17 protein-coding genes and 1 rRNA gene are annotated in these 22,193 nt (G+C 52.0%); 12 read left to right on the top strand and 6 right to left on the bottom strand.

What is annotated here, in order from left to right; genetic code table 11:
- Nucleotides 1-310 precede the first annotated feature (310 nt).
- Both rrf and CRP01_RS40050 read left to right on the top strand, forming a co-directional pair.
- Nucleotides 311-420 (top strand): 5S ribosomal RNA (rrf, locus tag CRP01_RS40045).
- Nucleotides 421-506: 86 nt separating this feature from the next.
- Nucleotides 507-983, top strand: coding sequence for a hypothetical protein (locus CRP01_RS40050; protein ID WP_099155737.1), 477 nt, complete (start codon nt 507-509; stop codon nt 981-983).
- An 18-nt stretch (nt 984-1,001) separates the two neighbouring features.
- Here CRP01_RS40050 and CRP01_RS40055 read toward each other — a convergent pair whose 3' ends face one another.
- Both CRP01_RS40055 and CRP01_RS40060 read right to left on the bottom strand, forming a co-directional pair.
- Complete coding sequence (locus CRP01_RS40055) at nt 1,002-2,129, bottom strand: anhydro-N-acetylmuramic acid kinase (protein ID WP_099155738.1); 1,128 nt, start codon at nt 2,127-2,129, stop codon at nt 1,002-1,004.
- Between the two features lie 11 nt (nt 2,130-2,140).
- Nucleotides 2,141-2,503, bottom strand: coding sequence for a c-type cytochrome (locus CRP01_RS40060; protein ID WP_099155739.1), 363 nt, complete (start codon nt 2,501-2,503; stop codon nt 2,141-2,143).
- A gap of 355 nt (nt 2,504-2,858) precedes the next feature.
- On the opposite strand from CRP01_RS40060, the gene CRP01_RS40065 reads away from it, so the two are divergent.
- The 9 genes from CRP01_RS40065 (at nt 2,859) to CRP01_RS40105 (ending at nt 17,291) form a co-directional block, all read left to right on the top strand.
- Nucleotides 2,859-3,707, top strand: a complete 849-nt coding sequence (locus CRP01_RS40065) for a prohibitin family protein (RefSeq protein WP_099155740.1) — start codon at nt 2,859-2,861, stop codon at nt 3,705-3,707.
- 280 nt (nt 3,708-3,987) lie between these two features.
- Nucleotides 3,988-5,415: a formylglycine-generating enzyme family protein gene (locus CRP01_RS40070; RefSeq protein WP_099155741.1), complete on the top strand. Its 1,428-nt coding sequence runs from the start codon at nt 3,988-3,990 to the stop codon at nt 5,413-5,415.
- A 67-nt stretch (nt 5,416-5,482) separates the two neighbouring features.
- A complete protein-coding gene (locus tag CRP01_RS40075) occupies nt 5,483-6,871 on the top strand; it encodes a sialate O-acetylesterase (RefSeq protein WP_099155759.1) in 1,389 nt (462 codons plus the stop codon).
- A gap of 105 nt (nt 6,872-6,976) precedes the next feature.
- The gene (locus CRP01_RS40080; protein ID WP_099155742.1) at nt 6,977-7,864 is read left to right on the top strand and encodes a T9SS type A sorting domain-containing protein; all 888 of its coding nucleotides are present in this window, start codon (nt 6,977-6,979) and stop codon (nt 7,862-7,864) included.
- A 246-nt stretch (nt 7,865-8,110) separates the two neighbouring features.
- The gene (locus CRP01_RS40085) at nt 8,111-9,187 is read left to right on the top strand and encodes a fatty acid desaturase family protein (protein WP_099155743.1); all 1,077 of its coding nucleotides are present in this window, start codon (nt 8,111-8,113) and stop codon (nt 9,185-9,187) included.
- 69 nt (nt 9,188-9,256) lie between these two features.
- On the top strand, nt 9,257-9,673 hold the full coding sequence (locus CRP01_RS40090) for an ACT domain-containing protein (protein ID WP_099155744.1): 417 nt from the start codon (nt 9,257-9,259) through the stop codon (nt 9,671-9,673).
- 115 nt (nt 9,674-9,788) lie between these two features.
- On the top strand, nt 9,789-11,555 hold the full coding sequence (locus tag CRP01_RS40095) for a CHAT domain-containing protein (protein ID WP_099155745.1): 1,767 nt from the start codon (nt 9,789-9,791) through the stop codon (nt 11,553-11,555).
- Nucleotides 11,552-15,094: an NACHT and WD repeat domain-containing protein gene (locus tag CRP01_RS40100; protein WP_099155746.1), complete on the top strand. Its 3,543-nt coding sequence runs from the start codon at nt 11,552-11,554 to the stop codon at nt 15,092-15,094. Before CRP01_RS40095 ends, CRP01_RS40100 begins: the two co-directional genes overlap by 4 nt.
- A gap of 145 nt (nt 15,095-15,239) precedes the next feature.
- Nucleotides 15,240-17,291 (top strand): hypothetical protein, encoded by a 2,052-nt coding sequence (locus CRP01_RS40105; protein ID WP_233752843.1) that lies wholly within the window; start codon nt 15,240-15,242, stop codon nt 17,289-17,291.
- A gap of 176 nt (nt 17,292-17,467) precedes the next feature.
- Here the strand turns inward: CRP01_RS40105 and CRP01_RS40110 are convergent, their stop codons facing one another.
- Both CRP01_RS40110 and CRP01_RS40115 read right to left on the bottom strand, forming a co-directional pair.
- On the bottom strand, nt 17,468-17,854 hold the full coding sequence (locus CRP01_RS40110) for a DUF3276 family protein (protein WP_185154598.1): 387 nt from the start codon (nt 17,852-17,854) through the stop codon (nt 17,468-17,470).
- 258 nt (nt 17,855-18,112) lie between these two features.
- On the bottom strand, nt 18,113-19,897 hold the full coding sequence (locus CRP01_RS40115; RefSeq protein ID WP_099155749.1) for an ABC transporter ATP-binding protein: 1,785 nt from the start codon (nt 19,895-19,897) through the stop codon (nt 18,113-18,115).
- A gap of 193 nt (nt 19,898-20,090) precedes the next feature.
- Here CRP01_RS40115 and CRP01_RS40120 point away from each other — a divergent pair, with 193 nt between their 5' ends.
- Nucleotides 20,091-20,765, top strand: a complete 675-nt coding sequence (locus CRP01_RS40120) for a spermidine synthase (protein WP_099155750.1) — start codon at nt 20,091-20,093, stop codon at nt 20,763-20,765.
- 304 nt (nt 20,766-21,069) lie between these two features.
- Here the strand turns inward: CRP01_RS40120 and rpmA are convergent, their stop codons facing one another.
- On the bottom strand, nt 21,070-21,801 hold the full coding sequence (gene rpmA, locus CRP01_RS43580) for a 50S ribosomal protein L27 (RefSeq protein ID WP_099155751.1): 732 nt from the start codon (nt 21,799-21,801) through the stop codon (nt 21,070-21,072).
- Nucleotides 21,802-21,837: 36 nt separating this feature from the next.
- Nucleotides 21,838-22,149, bottom strand: coding sequence for a 50S ribosomal protein L21 (rplU, locus tag CRP01_RS40130; protein ID WP_099155752.1), 312 nt, complete (start codon nt 22,147-22,149; stop codon nt 21,838-21,840).
- Nucleotides 22,150-22,193 lie beyond the last annotated feature (44 nt).

The following is a 22,193-nucleotide window of genomic DNA, read 5'->3' on the forward strand; positions in this document are numbered from 1 at the left end:
GTGGAAGTGCAGTGATGTATGAAGCTGAGTAGTACTAATTACCCGAAAGCTTCCTTTATTTCTTCAACTTTACCATCACTTTAGACAACTGCAAACGATCTTTACCTTCAATGCTGACATTGCAATAGCGATTGTTCAGTACAACTTACCGCTTCCCACACTTGTCAATTGATTTTGATCATGCGCCCCGCGCAATGATCATCCCGGATGAGATCCGGGTGGATCGAATCGGGATCGCCAAGAGGTACACTGTACCATGATCAAAATCAAATAAAGAAACCGAATACCAAAAGCGGTATTCACAAGAATTGTTGGTGGTTATAGCGAAGGGGTTCACCTCTTCCCATTCCGAACAGAGAAGTTAAGCCCTTCAGCGCCGATGGTACTACCACTAGGTGGGAGAGTAGGTCACTGCCAACTTTATGAAAGCTTCCCGACTAACGTCGGGAGGCTTTCTCCATTTTAGGGCTATTCTGCCCAACAAACGGACCAATATCCTGATCCATATGGCCAGCCAAATACAAAAAGGTGCTGTCAAACAGCTCGAACTCCTCTGGTGGTTGATCACTTTTCTGGTGCTAGCCGCCGTTTTACTGCCCATTTATTTCAATATCGGCAACTTCCCATTCTATACGCTCAATATCGTAGTCATTATCTGCTTCATTACCCTGGGGCGGTACATATTCCTTTTACCGTATACCTATCTGGCGCACCGGGAAACCTGGAAGATCGTCCTCGTATTCCTGTGCATCCCTCTGGTCTTTTATCTCGTACAGGAACTCAATAATTTCCAGACTTTCGTCGATGAAAGGGGCGTGGAAAGCCTGGTCGGCAAACGCCCGGCGGACCGGCAGATGCAGTGGGTATATTTTATCCAGAATGAGATCTTATTGTTCGGCGTAGGCGCAGTGATCACGGCGGTGATCTTTCCCTTTCGGTTGATCCTTTCCGTCTGGCGGGGACGCAACCGGGGTACAGTATAAACCAAGGTAGGTTACAGATCAGGAGCGGCCGGAGTGGATCGCTCCCCCGCACACATCATAGGTGGCTCCCGTCACACTGGACAGGCAATTGGGCCGTCCCAACAGGCGCAGGCTGCCCATCAGCGCGATCAGCGCCGCTTCCTTAAAGGCGATCAGCCGATCGTCCGGCAATTCGATCTTTACATCGGGCAATGCCGTCTGAATACATTCTATCAGAAAATCATTATAGGCTCCGCCGCCGCTTACCAGCAGGCTGTACGGCCCTTCATCCATTGTTTCCCGCTTGCGGATTTGCTGTACCTGCTGGGCGATCTGTCCGGCAATAAGCAGACAGGCTGTGTGCAGCCGATTGGCCGTGGATTCCGGATGTGCTTCAAAAACCTGGGTTTGGTTTTCTCGTACCCAGTTGTTATCCAGAGATTTAGGGTAAGGAAGTTTGAAATATTTCAGCTGATTTTGTTGCCGGGCCAGTTCCGGAATGAACTGACCACCCCGGGCCAGATGGCCTTTATCGTCGTAGGGGAGTTGTAAAGGTGCTACCAGCGCATTCAGGATCTGATTGGCACCGCAAATATCGAAGGCGACGTGCCCATTATGGGTGCGGGCGGTAATATTGGCGATACCGCCGAGATTAAGGTAAAAGTCATGCGGAGGGAGAAGAAGAGCGTCGGCCAGTGGCGCCAGCGGTGCCCCCTGACCGCCATTGGCAATATCCAGGCTTCTGAAATCGCAGATGGTCGTAATTCCGGATTGAGCAGCAATGGCGGCTCCATCTCCGATCTGAAGCGTAAAGCCGCGTTCCGGATAATGAAAAACCGTGTGGCCGTGGGAAGCGATGAGGTCGGGCTGAAAGTGGTGCTCCTGGAGGAAATCCCGAACCAGTTCACCGACCAGTTTCCCGTAGTCGGCATGCAGTGCGGTCAGCTCCAGTCCGTTTAGTTGGGTAGCTTCCCGCAGACGCTGTGCCCAGCTTTCAGAATAGGGGAGGGTAGCGGATGCCCCCATTTCCCAGGAAAGGATCCGGGGAGATCCGCTATCCGTGGCGATCGTAAATTCACAGGCAGCTACATCCAGACCATCCAGCGAGCTGCCGGACATTAGCCCGATGGCCCGCAATTGTTGAGTAGCTTGGTCGGATATGGCCATGTGGTGAATTATTAATCTTTTTTCAGGGTCATCGTGTACTCAGCAACGGCCTTGATCTGATCCTCTTTCAACAGAGAACCCCAGGCAGCCATGGTGTTTCTACCGTTGGTGATCACATTGATCCGTTCGTCAACGGTTAGTTCGGAAGTTTGCAGGTTGAAAGCACCACTGGCGCCCATATCGCCGTACAGACCGTGGCAGGCAATACAGTTTTGCTTGTAAATTTTTTCACCGTCTGGAGCGGGAGCGGCCGGCTCCGCTGCACTTGCCGTTGTTTTTTCAGCCTCAGTGCTGCTGCTGTCCGTAGTGTCTTCTGAACCGCCACAGGCTACAACAAAGCCTACCAGTGCGGCAAAAATCAAAATCTTTTTCATAGCTATCGGATTATCGTTTAGTATGTTTTTAAAGAAATAGATTGTTTTCAATTTTATAAGTGGCCCCAAGATAGCGATAATGTAAAAAACGAAAGAAAAATGTACATTTATAGTCGGCGGCGGTTACTTCCATTCCGATTCTGCCGGCAGCTTCGCCCAAAAAACCATATATTAATACCGGTCCTCCTCCCGCGCGCCTTTAGTCGTGTTTAGACCCGCAATAGTCGGTTAAATGTAAACATTTGTGGGTGTGGTTTGTACTTTAAAGTAAGAAGTGATCTGAAGGTAAGGGCACCACCAATCGACCTGCATTTAGCGCACTTCCGAGTCATTGTTTATCAAAAAACATAATAAAATGAGTGAAGCAAGAAACCGAGGCAATGCGAATCCCCAGAGTAAAATGATCAGTTGGGGTGTGATCGCATTTGTCCTCCTTATTCTTATCATAGGGTTCAGTAATGCTACTTTTCTCACCATTGATGCCGGAGAACGCGGCGTGCTTTTTCGCCGGTTTAGTGGTGGTCTGGACCGCGAGAACATCTACGAGCCGGGTTTCCACATTATTGCTCCCTGGAACGTTATGTATGTCTACGATGTACGGGAACAACAGGTAGAGGAAGAAATGGAGGTTCTGTCCAGCAACGGTTTGAACATCAGTGTAGATGTCACCGTACGGGTAAATCCCAAATATGACAAGATCGCCGAGATCCACGAAAAATTCGGCCCCGATTACGTCAAACGGCTGGTGATCCCGGAAACCCGGAGTTCCGTCCGGGAGATGATCGGTCAGTTCACACCGGAAGAATTGTATTCTACCAAACGCGACGAAGTACAAAAGCTGATCCAGGGGAATCTGGCGAAGGCTTTGGATAATAACTACGTGGAACTGCGGGCAACCCTCATCCGCGATATCGAACTTCCGGAAAAAGTACGGACGGCCATTGAGGAAAAACTGGAGGCCGAGCAGTCCGCGCTGAAGTACGAGTACATTCTGGACCAGGAGCGGAAAGAAGCCGAACGTAAGATCATTGAAGCACAGGCCAAAGCCGACGCGAACAAGATCCTGAACGCCAGTTTGACCGACAAGATCCTGCAGGATAAAGGGATCGAGGCCACACTGGAACTGGCCAACTCTCCGAACAGTAAGGTCATCATCGTCGGCGGTAACGGCGACGGACTCCCGCTGATCCTCGGCGGAAACTAACGATTGAACACTATCGCAGATCGTAAGATCTGTGCGCAAATACTATGGAGCGGCTTCAAGCAGATTGGGGTCGCTTTTTTTTTGCGATCATTTTGTATTTTAGTCGGAGATCGCCGGGATTACACTTCCCGCAAAGGAAGCACCGGCTTCCCCACCATTGGGCAGGGGCGTTTAGTTCTCAAATTGTGGCATATAAGATTGAAAAAAATCAATTGCCAATTTGAGCTGAACCGGCTCCCCCACAATTGGGGCATTCATTCACCATTACATCCGACTAATTATGAATTACCGAAAGCTTCTCTTTCCGGTGCTGGCCCTTTTGTGGGGTCACGCCCTCTTCGCTACCGATCTCACCATCGAAAATATACGGGCCGTTTACCGACCGGATGTTGCACCGGACCAGGCGCGGGTCATATTCGATCTCCGCTGGAAGAATGCCTGGAACAACGATAGGAACCACGATGCAGTCTGGGTATTTGTCAAACTGGACGGCTACTACAACAACCACGTCAAACTAAAACCGGCCGGTCACCGGGTACTCGTAAATCGGTTGCCCGGCACGACGGAACCCCGGATCGAAGTGGCTGCTGACAGCCTGGGTATATTGATTTATCCCTCCGGCAATTACCGGGGAGACGTAGATCTCAAACTGGAATTGTTGCTGGATCAGGGCCGACCGTTCAACGGTCGCCGGCTCCAGGGGAATTTCCAGGTGTACGGTCTGGAAATGGTGTACATTCCCGCAGGAGGCTTCACCCTGGGTAGCCCCGATGATCCGGCCCGGGAAAAGGCCGCCTTTTATCGATCCGATGCGGCCGGGGAACCCGACGGACTGTTTGAGATTCGTTCGGAGGCCGCGATCCCCGTCGGACCGAATGCGGGCGAGTTGTACTACTGGAGTGAAAATGCACTCTATAACGGAGATCAGCAGGGACCGATCCCGGAGGCTTTCCCCAAAGGGTTCCGGGCATTCTACATCATGAAATACGAACTCACCCAGGGCCAGTACGCGGCTTTTCTCAATCACCTGCCGGATACCTGGACTTATGTGCGATCGCCGCTGGGTGGCCGGGATTACTACGAACACCGCGGCGGTATTCGTCTGATCGACGGAAAGTACGTAGCGGATAATCCCAAGCGGCCCATGAACTACGTCAGCTTCACCGACGGTCTGGCCTATACCGACTGGGCGGCACTGCGGCCGCTCACCGAGCTGGAATACGAAAAAGCAGTCCGCGGCCCCGCCCAACCTATTCCCGGGGAATTTGTGTGGGGAACCAATAATTACGATCAACTCGAACGTTACGTGACGCCGGACGCCGAATTGGTACTGGCCAACGGCCACTCGGAAAGCGAACTGACGGATGCCAACCGCCCGGTGTTTGGCGCTTCCTACTATTGGGTCATGGACCTCAGTGGCAGCGTCTGGGAGAAAGTCATTACGGTTGGCAATCCGGTGGGACGTCAGTTCGTGGGTAGCCACGGCGACGGAAATCTCAGTTTCGGCCACGCGACGAATGCGGACTGGCCTAAGAGTGACGATGAAGTTGGGGGCTTTGGGTACCGTGGTGGCGGTTATTACGAAGTGGGGCGCAGCTACGATGATTTCAATCCCCACTCACCCGTTGGCTACCGGTACTACGGCGCCTGGTCCGGCGGCCCCCGTTCCATTGCATACGGGTACCGGGCGGGAAGAACTGCGCAGTAATGTTCCGTCCTTTTTTCTTTTGTCCGAAATTCTGGACAAATTTGTGGAAAAGAACAAAACGGAATCCATGAAATACCAACTGCCTGGCCAACGCCTGATACTCTTTCTGACCTTAATGACCCTTGCCCCCCTGCTTCGGGCTAACGTTAACCTACCGGCTATTTTTGCCGATAATATGGTGATGCAGCAAAACAGCTCCGTCAAGATATGGGGATGGGCCAAGCCCAATGAGAATGTAACGGTCAAGGTCGGTTGGAGTACCGAAACCTTCACCTACAAAACGGATAATCAGGCCCACTGGGAAGTAACGGTCAGTACTCCGCCGGCCGGCGGACCGTACGATATCGAGATCGAGGGCTACAATAAGGTGATGATCCGGAATGTGATGCTTGGAGAAGTCTGGCTGTGCTCCGGCCAGTCCAATATGGAATGGTCCCTGGCCGGAGGGGTGATCGGCGCGGAAAAAGCGATGGCCAATGCGCAGAATCCCAACATCCGTTTCTTCACTGTAGCGCACCGGACTGCCACTACTCCTCAGATCGATCTGGAGGGTGCATGGGCCGTCAGCACCCCCGAGAACAGTCGAAGTTTTAGCGCGGTGGCCTACTTTTTTGCCGCGAAGATCCAGCAGGAGCTGGGCGTACCGGTAGGGATCATCCACTCCAGTTGGGGCGGTACGCCGGCCGAGACCTGGATCCCGGAAAATAAGATCCGGCAGGACCCGGCACTGTCCGCAGCGGCCGACCGCCTGGAACCCGTACCCTGGGGACCGGTAGAACCAGCGCGGGCCTACAACGCGATGATCGATCCGCTGACCACTTTTCCCATCGCCGGCGTGCTGTGGTACCAGGGCGAGGCCAATACGATCAATGCAGAATCCTATGAAGATATGTTCGCCACCCTCATCCGCAGCTGGCGGGAATTGTGGGGGCAGGAATTCCCGTTTTACTACGCCCAGATCGCTCCCTTCCGCTACGGTGCCGGCAACCGGGGAACCCTGGTCCGCGATGCCCAGAGACGGGTACTGAAACTTCCCCAAACGGGCATGGTCGTGACCAGTGATATCGGCGATACAACCGACATTCATCCGCGCAACAAACTGGATGTGGGGCAGCGCCTGGCCAATCTGGCGCTGAGCCGGCATTACCGGGTTTCGGATGCAGTTGCAGCCGGGCCTCTGTTTAAAAATATGGAGATCGACGGGCGGAAAGTCTGGATCAATTTTGAGAACGACGAGGGGCTACACGCAACAGAAAAGGAGATCACGCATTTCGAACTGGCCGGTGCGGACGGTGTCTTCTATCCGGCTAAGGCATTTTTCCGGAAAGGGCGACTGGTACTACTATCCAAACAGGTGCGGCATCCCAAACGGGTGCGTTACGCCTGGAGCAACACGGCCACGCCCAATTTATTCAACGGTACTGGCTTGCCTACTTCCAGTTTTATCAGTGAATAGACGGCAGTCCGACAGAATAAGGAAAACCGGAAGTTAAAAGGTAGAGCACGGCGGTTGAGTGCGCGGAGTTTTGCTTAAATTCAAAACAACCAAACGCTCTCATCTATGATCAAGGCATCATTACCGCTGCTCTTGACTTTGTGCAGTCTCAGTCAGTTGCTACCGGCTCAGGAGTGGGCACCACCCGGTACCCGTTGGTATTATTCCCAGTATTCATTTGGCGGTCCCAATATCGGGCTGCACGTAATGGAAGTAGTTGGAGACACCACGATCAATAACCGCGCCTGTCGGATCATTGAAGGTGGGCAGAGTTGCAGCTTCCCGATGCGTTATGCTTATCGCGAAGATCGACGCATCTATTATTACAACGAAGTAAGCGAAGACTTCGCGCTGCTCTATGATTTCAATCTGGTTGCCGGGGATACCCTGAAAATGTTCGTGGCGGATCTGGGAACGGAAGACATGGATACGTTCTATGTGCGGATCGATTCGCTCAGTCAACTCCGGATCAATAACGATTCGGTGCAGGTCCAGCACGTCACTCCACTCTACAATGAATCATTTAATGCACCACTCAGTTTTGGCAGGAGGATCTACGAAGATATCGGAGGCGATCATTTTTTTCTGCCGCCTTACGGCTTTTGTGATGTCCCCGCCGGACCGCTGCGCTGCTTTGAACATCCCGACTTCGGAGTCTACCAATTCCTCACCGAATTCCCCTGCGATTACGTACCGGTCCGGGAGCGGTTCTCTGATTTAGGCCTGAACGTATATCCCAATCCTGCCGGTGATCAGATCCTGATAGCTACACCCGGCGAACCCTTTACCAGCCTGGATATTTTCGATCTGAACGGCCTCCGACTTTATTCCCAAAACAATATTTTCGCGACAGAGATCAGACTTGCTTTACCCGATCTGCCCGCCGGGATATACCTGATCAAAGCGCGGTTGCGGGACGGAACAATAGGTGTTCAGCGGTTTTTTAAAACATGATCCACCTTACATTCAGAGCTGAAGGTCCTCCGGTGGGCCTAAAATCTGCATTTCCCAATAAAAACCCTATCTTTGGGCAACTTCGCGTCGGCCCCTTAATCAGTGGGCTGTTGATAGAGTCGAAACACGCCCCATTATCTCATATAGAGATTATTTTTAACACCTGTAATTACAGGTGGAGGACAGCCAGCAGGCGTGTCATGTAAATCCTTTTTCGCAAAAAAAACGAAAGACTTGCATTAGACTATGAAAGAATTAGCAACTATTCACGATCCCGTATTCGTGCCGCGGGACGATTACTCTGCGCTTGATCGTTTTTTCCTGTCGATGATTCGCGATGAGCGTGACCTCCCATTCGTTTACCTGAGCCTGAAGATCACTTTGATCATGATCCCCATCGGATTGGCGCTGTATTTCACCTCGGGGTGGATATTTGCCGCCCTGGCGGTCACTTATTTTGTGGTGAATAACTTTGTATTCAAAGGTCCTTTTGGCTTGATGTTGCATTGTACCAGTCACCGCAAATGGTTCAAATCCAATTACGAATCGTTGAATAAATACCTGCCGTGGGTGGTGGGTCCATTTTTCGGCCAGTCGCCCGAAACCTATTACAGCCACCACATCCATATGCATCATTCGGAAAATAACCTGCCCGATGATCTCAGTTCTACGATGTTTTACCAGCGGGATAATTTCCGGGAGTGGTTCCGTTACTTCTGGAATTTCTTCTGGAAGGCCATCATTGAGCTGATCCAGTATTTCATCAGCCGGGACCGAAGAAAGCTGGCCCGTAAGGTGGCAGTTGGTGAGTACGTTTTTCTGGGAGTGGTCATTGCGCTGTGTGTGGTAAATTTCTGGGCAACCTTCCATGTATTTATTCTGCCTTTCCTGTTGTCCCGCATCGTTATGATGATGGGTAACTGGTCGCAGCACAGTTTTGTCGATCCGACCGATCCGGGTAATCCGTTCTACAACAGTATTACCTGCATCAACCACAAATACAATCACAAATGCTGGAACGACGGCTACCACATCAGCCACCACCAGCGCCCGCATATGCACTGGACGGAACACCCGATCTATTTCAGAAAGACGATCGATGATTACGCCAAACACCAGGCGCTGATCTTCGACGGACTGGATTTCCTCGGGGTATTTTTCCACCTCATGCGCGGCCGTTACGATGTACTGGCCGATCACCTGGTGAATGTGGACAATATGTTTGAAAGCAAAGAAGAAGCCATCGCCGTGATGAAACGCCGTACGCAGCGTTTTGCGGATAACTGGCAACCTTCCGAAGATATGGTCATGGCCACGGCCTGATCCGATCCGGCATGAGGAAGGAGTGGTAGTCCTTCCTCATGCCTTTCCCTCCTTTTTCTTCCTTTACTTATGGCCGGCGAAAAAGATCTTCAATTATTGTTGCGCAATATGGCTCCGTTGCAACGGGATGGAGTGTACGTCTTTACCACCCATCCGGACCCGGATCCGCAAACGCTGGCCGCCGCCATTGCTACCTTCCGGGAGCCGGAAGGCATCACCTGCATATTACCCAGAGCCAAAGCGGACGAATGGGAACTTTCCTATACCGGATTAATGGCCTGGATCACGCTGCAAATTCACTCTTCCCTGGAGGCAGTCGGACTGACGGCCGCGGTTGCTACGGCACTGGCCGCCGAAGAGATCAGCTGTAATGCGGTGGCTGCCTATTACCACGATCATCTGTTCGTACCGCTGGGGGATGCGCCGCGGGCATTGGAAATTCTACGCGGGTTAAGCGCCGATCATGGGGCTAAAACGGACCTTTAGACGGGCAATTTTTAGAATATTAGGGGGCATACGCTGGAAATTTTAAATTTTCATTACTTTTATCTAGCATAATTCTTATGAGTAACTAACTGAAAGGTAAAGTAATAGCGACTTTATGCCTAATAACCCCCCAGTGTTTTTCTTCGCTGCGGCGAATCGATCGGATAGTCCGTTGAAAGCTCTGGCCCGGGAATCCGATCTGATCCGGCGGGCCTTGATGGAACATCGTCACAATTTCTACATCCAGATTGAGCATGAACCCTTCATCACTCTGGACCGGCTGGCTTACTACCTGACGGAGTTTAGCCATTCTATTCAGCTATTTCATTTCTCAGGCCACGCGGCCGAAGACCACCTGATCCTGGAAGGTACTACGGCGAAAGGCATGCAGGTAGCCGAAACGCTCGCCCGGCTGGAATCGCTGCAACTGGTTTTCCTCAACGGTTGTGAAACTGAAAAAACCGCCAGACGGCTGCTGGAACTCGGTGTTCCGGCCGTGATCGGTACCCATCGGCCGGTGCCGGATGAGAAGGCCGCCAGTATGGCCCGCAGTTTCTACCACGCCATGGCTAAGGGCTATGAACTGGATGATGCTTTCCAAAACGCCGCCACTATTGTGGATGCGGGGGAGACGGAGGAATTCCGGGGCCAGGGTATGGACGGAGCAGAAGAGACGCCGCATTACTTCATCGCCTACCGGGATGAAAAAGCAAAACACTGGGTGATCCCCACAGTCTCTTACCGCGAGATCATCGTGCCCGGAGCCAGCGAGATCCACAATTTCCAGCAGTCTCCGGTTAATCAGGTGCTGATCCAGGTCCTGTGGGAGGTCTTAAAAGATTACTCCGATGAGTTGGAATTTTTTCACCTGCAACACCAGAAGGGCAAACACGTAGATTTTCGCCGGATCCGGCGCGCCATCACGGATACCCTGCCGGCGCCGGTAGGGGAGCAGGTACGCAAACTGTTTGCCGCCGAACACCGGATCGAAACGGCCAATATCCGCCGGTTCACCTACGAGCGTCTGGATCAGATCATCCGCACCTACAATTCGTTGGTAGAACTGGTGGCCTATATCATGCTGGCCCAGCTCTGGGATGCCAAAATGAGCAATCGGGAGCTGATCGTACCCCGTTACCAGTCGTCGGTCATCCGGCAGTTCTTTACCCTTTCCCCCCACGAGTTGATGAGTTATGACTACATTCGGCTCATCCGGGCCATCCGGATCATTTTCGACGAGAACGATATTCCCTACTTTATCGAGGAGATTGCCCGGGCTAAAAAGGCGCTTTACGAAGACGAGGCCTTCATCCACGCCTATCGCTTCATGCAGTATATGCGCGAAAAGCAGCCGCATGTGGAGCGGAAACTGGAGGCCGGAGAGATCGAGAGTTACTGCGTGCAGGCGGAAAAACATCTGGGGGACATTTTTCGCCAGCTGGGATTCTGCGCCAAGTATTCTTTCCACACCGTCAAGCAGATCAATCTGATCCGCCCCCGGCATCGGCTGCCGATGTTTCGCCACATTACGGTCAAGCTGGATACGATCACCGCCGGCTTCCTGGACGAAGAGAATCTGTACCAGCATTTTCTGGACGATAATTCGGTGATCCTGGTCAAGGAACCCCTGAATAGTTCCAAACCGGAATTCCTGAATCTTTCGCCTTTCGTCATCGATGAACACGCCCTGAAGCAAAAGGAACTGAGCCGGATCTTTTATTTCCACTACTACAATTTTGACTACCAGACCATCTACTACAAGCTGGCTCAGATGGAGACGGAAAAACTGATCATTGATACCGGAAATTATCCCGAACTGATCCAGGAATTAAACGATTTCTGTTATCTCTTTTTTGATGTTGACCTGAAACACATGCCATGATACCCCTGAGCCCCTTTAAATTGCTGGACCCGTACACCCGGGAAGACCAGGCTATCTTTTTCGGCCGGTCGGCAGAAGTCGATCGCTTGTACGAACTGGTCAACGAATCCCGGCTGATCCTGGTGTACGGTGCCTCCGGTGTCGGTAAAACCAGCCTGGTGCAGTGCGGTCTGGCCAACCGCTTCAACGATACGGACTGGTTTGAGGTCTATGTGCGGCGGCGGAACAATATCAATCGCTCCCTGCGGCGGGTGATCAAACGCCACGCGCTGATGCCGGTGCCTTCCGGATCCACACTGGAAACCGCCGTCGATTCCCTTTTTCTGGATTATCTGAAACCCATTTATTTCGTTTTCGATCAGTTTGAAGAGGTCTATATTCTCGGTACGAACAGCGAACGCAAACGCTTTTACAAATATATTGCCCGCCTTTTGGACCAGGGCGAAAAGCGGCAACTTCCCCTGCGGATCATTTTGATCATGCGGGAAGAATACATCGCCCGGCTCTACGATTTTGAGCGCTATCTACCCAAGGTCTTTGATAACCGGCTACGGGTGGAATCCATGAACACCAGCAATATCCGGCAGGTGATCCGGGGTTCCTGCGAGCAATTTGGGATTAAACTCCGGCGGCCCGTACAAACCGCCAATCGCATCATCTCCCGGCTTACGGATACCCGGCGCGGGATCCAGCTGTCATACCTGCAGATCTACCTGGATAAGCTTTTTCGGGTATACCGGGAGCAACACGCCAACGGACAGGTGATCTTTTCACCGGATCTGGTGGACCGGGTCGGATCGATCGGAGATATTCTGGTGGAATTCATGGAAGAGCAGCAACACATCATTCAGGCGCGGATGAAAAGCCGATTCGGGATCTCCGATCCGGATGTGATCAGCAAGATCATGGATCAATTCGCCACGCTGGAAGGAACGCGACGCTCGCTGAATCGGATGGATATCCGCATGCTTGGGTATTCTGACGCCGCAGTAGCCTACTGTATCAGTGAGCTGGTCGACAGCCGGCTCTTGCGGGTGGATGAAGGTTCTTACGAGCTGTCCCACGATAAACTGGCGGAGAAGATCGCCGAGACCCGGGATATCCAGTCGCGGGACCTGATGCGCATTCAGGGGCTGATCCGGCCCAAACTGGCCATGTACCAGGAGCGTAAGGTACTGTTCTCGGAAGAGGAGCTTTTTTACATCCGTCCCTACTTACAGCATTTCAGCCTGCAACCGGGATTTTCCGAACTCTACAACCGTAGTGAACAGGAGCGCCGTAAGGAAAAATACCGCCTCCAGCAACTCAACAAAGAGAACGAATACCACCGCCGGGAAACGGAAAAGAAAAATCGTCAGATCGAGATCATCAACCGGGTTTTGTACTCGAACATCTGGCGGTCGGATCAGGATTACCACAAGGCGCTGCAATTCGCGCTGGAGGCCTGGCGCATGAGTAGTGTCGACGGCCGGCCTTCCCTGGAGATCAAACAGGCCCTGATCTCGGCCTATTACGCGGCGGACGAGAACAATGCGATCAATTACGAGCGCGAGATCCGGGTGGGCTCCATTATCCGCTATATCAAACTGGCCCCGGATGAAAGTCTGATGTTTGTCGCAACGGCCTCCCACGATGCCTTACTTTATAACTTATCCGGCAAGCTCATCCAGAAGATCCCCTACGAGCACGTGTCGGTCGCTACCTTTTCTCCGGATAGTCAGTGGTTATTGCTGGCAACGACGGACGGAAAACTGTTCCGGATCAACCGGGAAGGGAGCACCGTAGAAACCCACCAACTGGACCTGCGGGCTATCCGGCAACTGGTCTTTCTGCCCGCCGGTAACCATTTCCTGCTCGGGGCTAAGAATTTTATCGGCCGGTATGACCTCAATGGGAAACTAATAAAGAAATTCATCCTTCCGGAAGTCATCAAAGAACACGATGATATCAAACAGATCGTACTGGCTCCAGACGCTTCCTATTTTGTGGCGATATCCGTGTATGGACACGACGCTTTCTGTTTCAGCCTGCAGGACGATCATCAATGGATACTGAAAGCACATACGGATAAGATAACGGCCGTGGATATCGCTCACGACGGCGACCATCTCGCCACCGTATCGGCCGATAAGCATTTGATCATCTGGTCCCGTGGGGGGGAAGTCCAGGAGGATATCGTTGCCCACGGGCAGACGGTTATTTCCGTGCAGTTCTCTTCGGATGATCGCAAAATACTCACCGCCTCCAAGGATAATACGGCCAAATTCTGGACGATCTATCCACTGGAAGCGAAAGTTTTGAAAGGGCATGAAGACGATATCGTTAAAGCGATGTTCACCCCCCGGGACGATGAGATCCTGACCATTTCTAACGACCATACGGCCCGTCTGTGGTATACCGACGGCAGCCACCGCCTGCTCTCGGGCCATCAGGGGCGGATCAGTGATGCACACGCACTGCAGCATCACGGCGAACTTATTACGGCTTCTTCGGATCAGACCATTAAATTTTGGAATGCCGGCTCTACCCGGATCGTACGACTGGACGGCCACGGCCCCCCGGGCATCAGTGAAGCCACCTTCTCTCCCGACGGCCGATTGATCGTTACCGTGGGGCTCGACGGGCAGGTGCTTTTCTGGAATCTGGGCGGCCGCCAGTACGGGCTGGCCCTGGAACATCCCCAGGCGGTAGATAAGGCTTTTTTCGATCCGGGCGGTGAACTGCTGTATACCCTCGGGCGGGATAAGATCCTGCGGGCCTGGACCTTACAGGGGGAAATGGTGTGGTCGATCGGCGATAAGAGAATGATGATCAATAAGGCCAGACTGGCGGCCGACGGCCGTTTCCTGTTCACGCTGGATACGACCCAGCAGATGCACATCTGGGACCGGGACCGGAAAAAGGTACGTACTTTTCCTACCCACCAGGCTAAAGTGTATCGCTTTGACCGCAGCTCGACGCGGGATCTGCTACTGACGGCTTCCAAGGATAACACGGCGGCGCTCTGGAATTACCAGGGCCAGCTGACTACCCGTCTGGAGGGGCATCGGAGTAATGTCCATTCGGCCTATTTCAATCAGGACGGCACCCGGATCATAACCGCTTCGGCCGATCGGACCGCCCGTATCTGGGATCTGGCCGGTCACTGTCAGATCGTACTGGGAGATCATCCGCGTTCGGTGTCCCGGGCCTTTTTCATTCCCGGATCATCCCGTTACCTGACCCAGAGTATGGGATATGATATCCGCCTTTGGGACGAGCAGGGGAGACTGCTCCGGGTGCTGGACGGCCATTCGGGACACGTCAACCACATTTCATTCTCGGCTGATGGGCAGTATATTCTCTCGGCCGCCAACGATGAGTCCATCATCCTGTGGGACAGCCACGGGGAGATCATCAAACGCTTTCAGCAACACCACGCCCAGGTGAACGGCGCCTTCTTTTCACCGGACGGAAGACATTTCGTGAGTGTGGACGCAGCCGGTAAGGCGATTTCCTGGCTGAGCCCCGAGGGTATACAAAATGCAGTGAGCCTTTAATTGTGACTTGTGAGCAACAATTACCCGGCAGCAGACGTATAAACATTGGCTTGCTAGTTACCTTTTCGCTATATTGCGCTTCTATTCGACTATAATTATGAAAGGACTTAGTTTTCAATATCCTGCGTGGTTTTTAATTTTCTGTGTGATCTTGGGTTTGGGATACGCTTTGGGGCTTTATTACCGGGAAAAGACCTTCCGGGATCAGGCGCCCTGGCTGACCTGGTTATTGGGTATTCTGCGCTTTTTGATGGTAACTATCGCCAGCGCCCTGTTACTTTCCCCCCTCTTGCGATCACTGCAGACCGAAACGAAAAAACCACTCGTCATACTAGCTCAGGACAATTCGGAATCCGTGGCCGCGGCCATGACCGAAGAACAGCAACAGACCTACCGCCAATACGTTGAAGCCCTGGCCAAGTCCCTCTCCGACGAATACGAGTTCAAAGAATACAGCTTTGGTAGTGAAGTACGCGAGGGGATCGATTTCAGCTATGGCGATAAAGTGACCAATATCTCCGAGGTTTTCAATGATATTTACGATCTCTACAGCAACCAGAATTTGGGGGCCGTAGTGTTGGCTACCGACGGTATTTACAACGAAGGCAGTAACCCGGTCTATTCGGGCAACAAACTCGGTGTACCCGTTTTTACTGTAGCGCTGGGAGATACCACGCCGAAGCGGGATGTGATCCTCAAAAGAGTTTTTCACAACCGGATCGCCTACCTGGGCGATAAATTTTCGGTACAGATCGATGTATCGGCGCTGAACTGTAGTGCTTCCGCAACCACCCTCAGCGTTTCGAAGGTAGAGGGTAATAATGTACGACGCCTGCAGGAGATCCCGATCTCCATCGACCGGAATGACTTCTTCACCACGCAGGAAGTCATCCTGGATGCCGATCCCGCCGGAGTACAGCGGTTCCGGATCAGTTTGTCGCCGGTCTCGAATGAGGTCTCTACGGTGAATAATACCAAGGACATATTCATCGATGTGCTGGATGCCCGGCAGAAAGTACTGGTACTTGCCAACTCCCCGCATCCGGATATTACCGCGCTGAGGCAATCCCTGACTTCCAACGAGAACTACGAAGTGGAAGTAGCTTACATTGCCAATTTTACGGATCCTATTGCCGAGTACGATATGGTTATCCTGCACCAGTTGCCGAGTATCGGGAACAGTGCGGAGGCCGTCATCAATGAGATCAATAACCGGAAGATCCCCGTCCTCTACATAGTGGGCGGACAAACAGATATCAACCGCTTCAACCGCGTCCAGTCTTTACTGACGATCCGGGCGGGCGGAGCCAATTCCAACGAAGTACAGGCCCGGGTGGTGCCCGGATTCAACCTGTTTACCATCGGCGAAGCCATAAGCGGAGGCATCGGTATTTTTCCACCGCTGATCGCCCCCTTTGGAGATTTCAGTGTCGGTGCCAACAGCCAGGCACTGTTGCGGCAGCGTATCGGGCGGATCGACACCGACTATCCGCTACTGGTACTGGGGACGGACAATGAAGCGCGTGCGGGGGTACTTGCGGCGGAAGGGATCTGGAAATGGCGACTTTTCGATTATCTTCAGCACCAGAATCAGGACATTTTTGATGAATTACTGGGTAAGACGATCCAGTACGTGGGACTGAAAGAGGATAAGCGCCGGTTCCGGGTCAGCATGGACAAGAACATTTTCAATGAGAACGAGCCGGTCATTTTTGACGGGGAGTTGTACAATGATAATTACGAACTCATCAACGATCCGGACGTCAGCATGTCCATCACCGATGAGGACGGCAAAGAGTACGATTACGTTTTCAACCGCATCAATAATGCATATACCCTCAATGCCGGTATCCTGCCGGTGGGGAACTACCGCTTCACGGCCAATACCGTAGCTACGGGCGAGAGCCTGGAATACAACGGCCAGTTTACCGTTCAGCCCATCCAGCTCGAACTTTTCGAGAGCACGGCGGATCACCGACTGCTGCAACTGATCAGTGATCAGTTTGGCGGTAGCCTGGTAGCTCCGAATGACGTGGCCAGTCTGGCGGATCGAATTGCCGAAAAGGAAACCGTAGCGCCGGTCATCTATCAGTCGGTAGCCACCCGTTCGGTGATCAATCTGAAATGGATCTTCTTCCTGTTGTTGGTATTGCTGACGGCGGAGTGGTTCCTGCGTCGCTATTTTGGTGGGTATTAAAAGCAATAAAGTGGAGCCAAAAGCAGGGTTTACTCTTGAGGTCCAGGTGTTTATGAAATAATTTAGGGCGGAGAACCGGGAGCAAAGCATTCCGGAAATGCCAGTTATTTTTCGTACACTTTGCTCCTGGCTCAAGCTAAAAAGTGAAATTCGGTAATTAGCCGAATTTCACTTTTTTACCAGCTCATGTCATCTTCTCCAACTTCCGTCTTGGAGTCATCATCATCATCTTCTTCGTTCTGCTTCGCTGCAAGTTCCGCTTCGTACTCCTCATGACGACGCGTGTACTCATCGTAGTCATATTCCGGCATCAGCTCGGTTTTGACATAATCAATGACCTCTTCCAGGCTGCTGAGAAAGCGATTGAAATCCTCTTTGTAGAGAAAGATCTTGTGTCGCTCATAACCCTCACTGTTAAAGCGTTTGGTGCTTTCCGTCAGGGTTAGGTAGAAGTCGTCTCCCTTGGTCCGGCGTACATCGAAAAAATAAGTTCTGCGCTTGCCGGCCCGTACTTTTTTGGAATACACACTCTCGAATCGCCTTGAATTCCTCTCGTTATCCACGTTCAAAAAATTTAGGTTAATTAAAGTGCACCGTACAAAAGTAAAGATTTGGCCCATATTTCAAAAAAAAAAAGGAAAAACGGTAAATGGCGGGCAGGAGGCAGCAAGCGGCGGAAGTGCGCCGGTGAATGGTTGCGGTTGGCCGCAGGGATAGGAAAAACCGAAATGGGCGAGAGGCTTCCGAAATGATCACCTTTCCGGTTAGGGGAAAGGGGATCGCTTGGAATGGCTCCGATTAGCCGCAACCCGCATGGCGGTTTAGGAAGAAGCTTCCTCGAAAGTCTGTCTTTCGTACATATCGTAGTAGTAGCCTCTCAGTTCCAGTAGTTCTTCGTGGGTACCGACTTCCGTGATCCGGCCGTCATCCAGTACGATGATCTTGTCGAACTGGAGGTGAGAATAGATCCGGTGGGTAATGATGATTGCCGTTTTGTCGGCCAGGGCTTCGTTGAAATAGCCGAGTATTTCCTTTTCGGTAGTGGTATCCACCGCGGAAAGGCAATCATCCAGGATAATGATATCCGGATGTTTGATCAGCGCCCGGGCAATGGAGACCCGTTGTTTCTGACCTCCCGAAAGCGTGATCCCCCGTTCGCCGACCCGGGTCTGGAACCCTTCGGATAACTCCTTGATATCCTTGTAAACCGCAGCGTGGCGGGCGAATTTTTCGATCTCTTCCTGGGGTGCATCCCGGCGGCCGAAAGCAATGTTGTTGGCTACGGTATCAGAAAACAGGAAGACATCCTGGGGAACGTAGCCGACCCGGCGACGGAGATTATCCAGATCGAGGGATTCGATATTCCGGCCGTCGATACGGATCTCACCCTCGCTGACGTCGTACATGCGTACCAGTAGATCGGCAATAGTGGTTTTCCCGGAGCCGGTCCGCCCCACAATGGCCATTTTCTGTCCGGCGGCGAGTTCAAAACTTACTTTCTTCAATGCCCGAATACCGGTATCCGGATAGACAAATGTTACATCGTCAAATACGACCTGCCCTTCGATCGGAGACTCATCTTCCGCCGGACTGGTAATTTCCGGCTGGGTATCCAGGAATTCGTTGATCCGTTTCTGGGAAGCTGCAGCCTGCTGGATGATGGAGGCGATCCAGCCGATTGCCGTTACCGGCCAGGTCAGCATATTCACATAGATCACAAACTCGGCGATGTTACCGGCGGTGATGGTGCCTTTTACTACCTGCAAACCTCCGACGTAAACGGTGATAACCGTACTGGCCCCGATGAGCAACAGCATAATGGGGAAAAAGAAGGAATCTACCTTTACCAGTTCCAGCGATTTGGTTTTGTAATCCTCGCACTGATCGGCAAAATGCCGAACCATGGGCGCTTCCTGTACGTAAGATTTTACCACCCGGATGCCCGAATAGACTTCCTGGGCAGTACTGTTTAGACTGGCCAGCTGGCGCTGAATACGCTCACTGCGCTTGTTGATCAGATTGCTGACATAGTAGATCGAAATGGACAGTAATGGTAGCGGCGCCAGGCTGTAGAGGGTTAGTTCCACACTTACCCGCAGCATGGAATAGATCACCAGTACAAAGAGGGAAGCGAGGTTGATACCGTAGAGGACCGCCGGTCCGAGATACATCCGCACCTTGGACACGTCCTCGCTGATGCGGGCCATAAGGTCCCCGGTATTATTTCTTTTGTAAAACGCCAGATTGAGTTTCTCGTAGTGGGCAAACAGCTCCTTTCGCATGTCGTATTCGATGAGGCGGGACATCACGATAATGGTCTGCCGCATAAAGTACATGAACAGCCCCATGATGAGCGCGAAAAGCAACACCAGACCTCCGAATAGCAGCAGGGTCTTACCGAGCAGAGAATAGAGCTCGGCTTGCAGCTCAAATCCGTTCAGCAGATGGTACAGGCCGATATTCTCTACCACCAGGTCCAGCGCCTCGCGGATCAGCTGCGGCTGCAGTACCCGGAAATAGTTGGATAGCGTAACGAAAAGAGTACCCAGCAGCAGATGCCAGCGGTAACGGAGAAAATATTTATTGAGTACGGCTAGTTGTTTCACGTAGATTAGGCTTAAGTCTTATGTCAGTTTGGCGGATGTCCGGGAAGACTGCTCGCTGCATCGGATGCGCTCGGATTCCACAGTCCTGAAAAACATGCGACTAAATATAACCGGTTCGGCCCGGATTAGGTTTCGACCGAAGCAAAAATAATGGGAAATAGCGCACAAAAAACTATCTTTCCGGGAAAAACGAATGAGGCCTCCCCGCTGGAAGGTATGGTTGAGTTATTTTGTTGAGCAGCACGTTGAGAGTATGTCCAGCGAGTACAATCCGCATTTGTACGTCAGCCTTTCCAACGGTCGTTACCAGTTGTGCACGGCCAATGCCATTTATAGTTTCGAAGACCGTTACGATAATTACCGCAAGGCTTTCACCCGGGTTGACCTGGAACAGCTGCCCGGTAAGGACGTACTGATCCTGGGGCTCGGACTCGGGAGTATTCCGCTGATGCTGGAAAAGATCTTCGATCAGGAATTGTACTACACCGCGGTGGAGATCGATGAAGCCATCATTGAACTGGCCAGTAAATACGCCATCCCGGAGATCATGTCTCCCGTAGAGCTGATCTGTACGGATGCGCTGGCCTATGTTGCCCAGCAGCCGGCCACCTTTGATCTCATCTGTATGGACGTTTTTTTGGACGATGTGGTACCGGAATCTTTTGAACAGGATGAGTTCCTGAATAACCTCAAGGCAATGATCAATCCGAATGGATTGCTCTTGTTCAACCGCCTGGCGGCCACCACTAAAGATAAAAGGGAAAGCCAGCAGTTCTTTGAGGAACGTTTTCTGAAGATCTTCCCGGAAGCAGCCTACATGGATGTTGGCGGGAATTATATTCTGGTCAACGATGGCGGATGGCTGTAGGGCGTATTACCGTCTCTTTGGAAGAAACCATTGATCATTTTTTTAAAAATTGGCGGATGGGGAGATTGGAGATGGAGAGACTAGGAAGATGGGGAGATTAGGAGACTGGGTGAGGGGGAGAAGTTGTGCCTTTATTCTTCTTCGGGGCTCTTGGTCATTCCGTTTTAAGGATCTTAAGGAGCTATGTTCCGGAAGGAGTAAAACGAAAATGCCGATTACCGGGCGAGCCCAATAATCGACATTTTTATTACTTCTGAATCGGCAACGATCCGGGGCGCTTTGCCTGCCGAACCGTCGAAACGATCTATTCTTCTTCGTCAGTTACTTCACGGCCGCCGTCCAGACGATCCTGGTAAGCTTCCAGTTCTTCCCACTGGCCATCGTTAGCCATTTGGGCTTGCTTGGACCAGGTAGCCGGGTCGTGCATACGGTAGCGAGGACCAGCTTCGTCCAGGATAGCCTGTACTTTATCTTCCGGAGCTTCTGCCAGATCCGCCCAGGTATTGATACCGGCGTCATTCAGCAGACCTTCGATCTTAGGACCGATACCTTCAACGATCTTCAGGTCGTCCTGCTTGATCTTTTTGCCGGAAGGCAAAGTGATCTTATCGGATTTTTTCGCTTTTGGAGCTGCTTCTGCCTTGGGAGCTTCCGCTTTGGGAGCCTCTTCCTTCGGTGCTTCTGCCTTTGGAGCTTCTACTTCAGGAGCCGGAGCTGCTGCTTTCGGAGCGGCCTTTGCTTTAGCCGGAGCCGGAGCTGCTTTTTCTACCGTTGCTACTGCGTCAACGGGCAGGATGCTAACGAAAGTACGATCTTTTCTTCCTTTTGAGTAAACTACGGTGCCGTCCACACGGGCGTGCAGCGTAAAGTCTTTACCCATATATACGTTGTTACCAGCGTGGTATTTGGTGCCTCTCTGGCGAACGATGATGTTACCGGCAATAGCCGCTTGACCTCCGAAGAGTTTCACGCCAAGTCGTTTACTTTTACTATCACGGCCGTTATCAGTACTACCTACACCTTTCTTGTGAGCCATTGTCGAAAGTTTTTTTGGTGAAACAATACGACCGGATTATCCGGCAATACTATCGATTTTAATTTTGGTGAAGTGCTGGCGGTGGCCATTTTTCACGCGGTATCCCTTCCGGCGCTTCTTTTTGAATACGATGACTTTGTCACCTTTAACGTGCTCCAGAACGGTAGCGCTTACGGAAGATCCGTCCAACACCGGCTTGCCGAGGGAAACAGATCCGTCGTTCTCGATCAGGTTAACCTGGTCGAAAGAAACGCTGTCGCCGGCTTCGGCTTCTAGCTGGTGGACGAAGATCTCCTGACCTTCCTCAACTTTAAACTGCTGACCAGCTATGGTTACGATTGCGAACATTGAGTTAGAATTTTATTTATTGGTAATGAGTAAGCGGATGTCGG

Origin of the sequence: Flavilitoribacter nigricans DSM 23189 = NBRC 102662 (assembly GCF_002646595.1) — a bacterium.
GTDB lineage: Bacteria > Bacteroidota > Bacteroidia > Chitinophagales > Saprospiraceae > Flavilitoribacter > Flavilitoribacter nigricans.